Raw genomic sequence first — 5,745 nt, 5'->3', positions numbered from 1 at the left:
CCAGCCCGGTCGAGCAAAACGCATCCGGCACTTGTTTCTGTATCAGCCACTCACCGATCGATGGCTGGAAGCGCTCCTGAAACTCCACCCCCGATTGCTGCGGCCAGAACACCGAATCCACAGAGCGGGACAGGTGCTGCACATGAATCACCGGCCGCCCGGTGCGACGCCAATGCCCCAATAACTCCAGGATGCGCTCTTCGGCCTGAGGGTTGTTTCGACGGCCCAACTTGGGATGCAGGATGCCTTTTTGTTGATCGATGATGATCAGCGCCGCGTTTGTCTTAAGTTCCATGCCGACTTTTCCCATGCGAGGCCATTGAATTTGCCGCACTACAGCATCGCCTCTTGCTACCGGCAAGCCAGCAAACGCAAACAGGACGACCTGATGCCGGCGATCACCGAAAAGAAATAACCCAGCCGCCGCTTGCGCGTCCACCTCCTGCTCACTAACGTAGCGCCTTTGTCGCGTCACTACCCCCGCAGGAGCTTTGCCATGGCCTCGCCAGCCCTTACACATTTTCTTCCCCGGTTCGGCGTTGCCGCAGCAGTGGCCGGTGTTTTGAGCCTGACCGGTTGTCAGACATGGAACGCCCAGGACACCCTCCCGCCCACCTCCGGCGTGCAAGCGCTGAAGGGCCTGGCGCAAAACGTTTCGGTTCGCCGCAATGCCATGGGCATGCCGCTGATCGAGAGCAACAGCTTCCACGATGCGCTGTTCACCCTCGGCTACGTGCACGCCAGCGACCGCATCAGCCAAATGGYCACTCTGCGCCTGTTGGCCCAGGGCCGTCTGGCGGAAATGTCCGGCGCGGACCTGCTCGATGCCGACCGCTACATGCGTGCGGTCAACCTGAAGAAAAGCGCGGATGAGCTGTATAAGGCCTCGTCGCCACGCCTCAAGCGTTTCTTCGAAGTCTATGCCCGCGGGGTCAACGCCTACCTGTTCCGCTACCGCGACAAGCTGCCGGCGGACCTCGCGGCCACTGGCTACAAACCTGAATACTGGAAACCGGAAGATTCGGCGCTGATTTTCTGCCTGCTGAACTTCAGCCAGTCGGCGAACCTGCCGGAAGAAATTTCCTCGCTGATGCTGGCCCAGACTGTCAGCACCGACAAACTGGCGTGGCTGACCCCGTCCGCTCCCGACGAAAAACTGCCGGTGGCTGAAGCTGAAAAACTTCAGGGCATCAAACTCACCGGACAAATCCCGGGGCTGAACGAAATCAGCAAAGCCACTGGTCAACTGTCGGATCTGAATCTGCTGGGCGCTACCTCCTCGAACAACTGGGCGATCGCCCCGCAACGCAGCCGCAGCGGCAAGAGCCTGCTGGCCAGCGACAGCCATGGACCGTTGGGCGTCCCGTCGCTGTTCAGTTACGTGCAGATTCGCGCGCCGAAATACCAGGCCTCCGGCGTAACCATTGCCGGGTTACCGATGGTGCTCGCTGGTTTCAACGGCAAAGTGGCGTGGAGCATGACCTCGGTCATGGGCGACAACCAGGACGTGTTCCTGGAAAAAATCAAACGCCAGGGCAATGGCCTTTCCTACGAAGTGGGCGGCAAATGGCAGCCGGCGATCGTGCGCAACGAAACCTATTTCGTCAAAGGCCAGCGGCCGATTCGCGAAGCGGTGTACGAAACCCGCCATGGGCCACTGCTCAACAGCGCTCAGGGCACGGCGCTGGCGAATGGTTTCGGCCTGGCCCTGCAGGCGCCGGACTTCACCGATGACAAAACCCTGGACGCCTTTTTCGACCTGTCCCGGGCGCAGAGTACCGAGAGAGCGTCGGACGCTAGCCGTGAAATCCGCGCCATCGCCCTGAATCTGGTGTTTGCCGATGCCAGCAATATCGGCTGGCAAGTCACCGGGCGCTACCCGAACCGTCGCGAAGGCGAAGGCTTGCTGCCGTCGCCGGGCTGGGAAGGTCGCTACGACTGGGACGGTTACGCCGACCCGATGCTCCATCCGTATGACCAGGACCCGGCGCAGGGCTGGCTCGGCACCGCCAACCAGCGGGTCATTCCCCATGGCTACGGCATGCAGCTGTCCAATTCCTGGGCGGCGCCGGAGCGTGGCGAACGCATGGCCGAACTGGCGGGCGTGGGCAAACACGACACCCGCAGCCTGATCGCCATGCAATACGACCAGACCACCACCTTCGCCGCCAAGCTGAAGAAGATGTTTGAAGCGCCGGGCATGGCCCAGCCACTCAAGCAGGCCATCGAAGCGTTGCCGGTGGCCGATCGCGGCAAGGCTCGCGAGGCGTATACCCGCTTGATGGCCTTCGACGGCAAACTCAGCCCGACCTCCGCCGACGCGGCGATTTACGAGCTGTTCCTGCAGGAAAGTACCAAACAGATTTTCCTCGACGAACTGGGCCCGGAAAGCAGCCCGGCGTGGAAAGCCTTTATCGCCAACGGCAAATTATCCTACGCGGCCCAGGCCGATCACCTGCTTGGGCGTGAGGACAGTCCGTTCTGGGATGACGTGCGCACCGCGCAGAAAGAAGACAAACCGGCGATCCTGGCCCGTAGCCTGGCGGCTGCGATCAGCGCGGGCGACAGCCAGTTGGGCGGCGATCACAAAGCCTGGCAGTGGGGCAAACTGCACCGCTACGAGTGGAAAAACGCCAGCGGCCAGACCGTGCGCGGTCCGCTGGCGGCCGGCGGCGATCACACTACGCTCAACACCGCCTCGTTCGCCTGGGGTCAGGACTTCAACACCACGCAGGCCCCGGCCATGCGCTTTATTGTCGACTTCGGCCAGGCCGAACCGCTGATGGGCCAGAACGCTACCGGCCAATCCGGCAACCCGGCCAGCCCGCACTATCTCGACAGCGTCGATCCATGGCTCAAAGGTCAATACATGAGCCTGCCGATGCAGCCGCAGAACTTTGACAAGGTGTATGGCAAGACGCGGTTGACGCTGACGCCTGGCAAGTAACATCAAAAGATCGCAGCCTGCGGCGGCGCCTACAGGGGATTCGCACCCATCTGTAAGCGCTGCCGCAGGCTGCGATCTTTTGTTATTAATCTCTGTGAAAATAAATAGAACTTCTCGTTTCGGGCAAACCTCCTAGCTAACAGGCCTCTCCATTCTGGTAACAATATGGACCTTGTTATCGCACGTCCTGAAGGTTTGTACTGCCCGCCCGGGGATTTCTATATCGACCCGTGGCACCCCGTCGAGCGCTCAGTCATCACCCACGCTCATAGCGACCATGCTCGCCGTGGCAACCAACACTATCTGGCGGCGGCACCGGGTGCGGGCATTCTGCGCGCGCAGCTGGGCCAGGACATCAACCTGCAAACGCTGCCCTATGGCGAGCCATTGCTGCACCATGGCGTAAAACTGAGTTTTCACCCCGCAGGCCACATGCTCGGCTCAGCCCAGGTGCGGCTGGAATGCGGCGGTGAGGTTTGGGTCGCCTCCGGTGATTACAAAACAGAGCCCGACGGCACCTGTGCACCGTTCGAACCGGTGCGCTGTCACACCTTCATCACAGAATCGACGTACGGCCTGCCAATTTACCGTTGGCAACCCCAGGCGCAGATCCTTGCCGAGATCAATCAGTGGTGGCAGTCCAACGCCGCAGTCGATAAAACCAGCGTGCTGCTCTGTCATGCTTTCGGCAAGGCTCAGCGGATTCTTCATGGCCTCGATGCCGGCCTGGGCCCCATCCTGGTGCATGGTGCGGTTGAGCCGATCAATCAGTTTTATCGTCAGAGCGGCATTCATTTACCGCCAACGATTTATGCCAGCGAAGTAAAAAAGCAGGACCCGATGATGCGCAAAGCTCTGGTCCTCGCGCCGCCTGCAACGGGTACCGGCAATTGGGTACGGCGCTTCGGCGACTACAGCGATGGCCTCGCCAGCGGTTGGATGCGTTTGCGCGGCACGCAGCGGCGGCATGGCGTGGATCGTGGTTTCGTGTTGTCCGATCACGCCGATTGGCCCGGCCTGCTCTGGACCATCGAACAGTCCGGGGCCGAACGGGTGAAGGTCACCCATGGATCGATCGGAGTGCTGGTACGGCATCTGCGCGAACAGGGCCTCGATGCCATGGGGTTGCGCACCGAATACGGCGACGATGAGAACAACGCAGCCTTCGAACCCGAGAGCGCCGAGGTGCAGGCATGAAAGCCTTCGCCGAGCTGTATGCCGAACTCGATGCCACCACCTCAAGCGACGCCAAACTGGCGGCGATGCAGCATTACTTCGCCCAGGCCACGCCCGAAGATGCCGCCTGGGCGGTGTATTTGCTGGCCGGCGGGCGGCTTCGGCAATGGGTGCCGGTACGGGTGCTGCGCGACATGGCAATCGCGTGTTCCGGGCTCTCGCCCTGGTTGTTCGAGGAAAGCTACCAGGCGGTGGGTGATCTGGCGGAAACCATTTCGCTGGTGCTGCCCGAAACGCCTCACACGTCTACCGACAGACTGACGGTGTGGATTGAGGACAAACTGTTGCCACTGCGCAGCGCGCCCCCGCGGGTCCTCGCTGAACGCCTGCCCGCGCTGTGGGCGCAACTGGATCGCCAGGGCCTGATGCTGTGCATCAAACTGATCACCGGCAGTTTCCGTGTCGGTGTCTCCAAATCGCTGGTCACCCGCGCCGTGGCAGCAATGGCCGGGCTCGACGGCAAACGCGTGGCCCAGCGACTGGTGGGTTACACCGCCCCGTCACACCGCCCGAATGCCGCGAGTTACCTGAAGCTGATTGCCCCCGAAGCACCCGATGAACACGCCCAACGGGGTGGCCAACCCTACCCGTTCTTCCTTGCCCATGCGTTGTCGCAACCGGTTGAGCAGTTCGAAGCGCTGCTCGGCCCGGCCAGCCAATGGCAAGTGGAGTGGAAATGGGACGGCATCCGCGCCCAAGTGGTCAAGCGCGATGGGCGCTTGTGGGTCTGGTCGCGAGGCGAAGAACTGGTGACCGAACGGTTCCCCGAACTGGGCAGCCTGATTCACGACTTGCCCGACGGCACGGTGATCGACGGTGAAATCGTCGCCTGGAAAACCGCGCCCTCGGGCTCTGGGAACGCTTGCGAGCGGCAATCGCCTGCGTCGCTGGCGGTGCAGCCTTTCGCCCTGCTGCAAAARCGCAGCAGCCGTCACACGCTGGACAAGAAAATCCTCGATGAGGTGCCCGTGGTCATTCAGGCCTTTGACCTGCTCGAATGGCAGGGCCAGGATTTGCGCAACCAGACTCAGGCCATGCGCCGCACTCAGTTGGAACACCTCATCACCACCTGCGCAAACCCGGTGTTACTTGCCTCGCCCATGTTGATCGGCGAAGACTGGTTCGACCTCGCCCGCCAACGGGAAGCCTCTCGCAAACTGAAGGTCGAAGGCATGATGCTCAAGGCCCGCGATGCGCAGTATGGCGTCGGGCGGAACAAAGACACGGGCGTGTGGTGGAAATGGAAAGTCGACCCGTTCAGTGTCGATGCGGTGCTGATCCATGCGCAGCAGGGTCATGGCCGCCAGGCCAGTCTCTACACTGATTACACTTTCGCCGTTTGGGACGGCCCACCCTGTGCCTGCGAGCGGACACTGGTGCCTTTCGCCAAGGCCTACTCCGGGTTGACCAACGAAGAAATCCGCCAGATCGACAGCCTCGTGCGCAAGACCACGGTGGAAAAGTCCGGATCTGTGATCCGTGTGAAACCAAGCCTGGTGTTTGAGCTGGGATTCGAGAGCATTGCCCCGTCGAAACGGCACCCGAGCGGGATTGCAGTGCGG

General features: G+C 61.7%; 4 protein-coding genes. 3 read left to right on the top strand and 1 reads right to left on the bottom strand.

Going from position 1 to position 5,745, the window contains the following annotated elements; genetic code table 11:
• A partial coding sequence (locus tag AC1DLB_RS19400) for an isochorismatase family protein (protein ID WP_477785467.1) occupies window positions 1-295 on the bottom strand: 295 nt, incomplete at its 3' end.
• Between the two features lie 201 nt (window positions 296-496).
• On the opposite strand from AC1DLB_RS19400, the gene AC1DLB_RS19395 reads away from it, so the two are divergent.
• From AC1DLB_RS19395 to AC1DLB_RS19385, 3 genes are all read left to right on the top strand, one after another.
• Window positions 497-2,947: a penicillin acylase family protein gene (locus tag AC1DLB_RS19395; RefSeq protein WP_477785466.1), complete on the top strand. Its 2,451-nt coding sequence runs from the start codon at window positions 497-499 to the stop codon at window positions 2,945-2,947.
• A gap of 165 nt (window positions 2,948-3,112) precedes the next feature.
• Window positions 3,113-4,144 (top strand): ligase-associated DNA damage response exonuclease, encoded by a 1,032-nt coding sequence (locus tag AC1DLB_RS19390; RefSeq protein WP_477743358.1) that lies wholly within the window; start codon window positions 3,113-3,115, stop codon window positions 4,142-4,144.
• Window positions 4,141-5,745: ATP-dependent DNA ligase (locus AC1DLB_RS19385; protein WP_477785465.1), on the top strand; the 1,605-nt coding region annotated here is incomplete at its 3' end. The genes AC1DLB_RS19390 and AC1DLB_RS19385, both read left to right, overlap by 4 nt.

Source organism: Pseudomonas sp. 05N434, assembly GCF_056396965.1.
The sequence above is the reverse complement of the archived record's forward strand: the minus strand, read 5'-3'. Positions and strand labels throughout refer to the sequence as shown.

What these genes read in the sequence shown, in the direction of transcription:
- AC1DLB_RS19390 (WP_477743358.1), top strand. Translation starts at nt 3,113, where the DNA reads ATGGACCTTGTTATCGCACGTCCTGAAGGTTTGTACTGCCCGCCCGGG.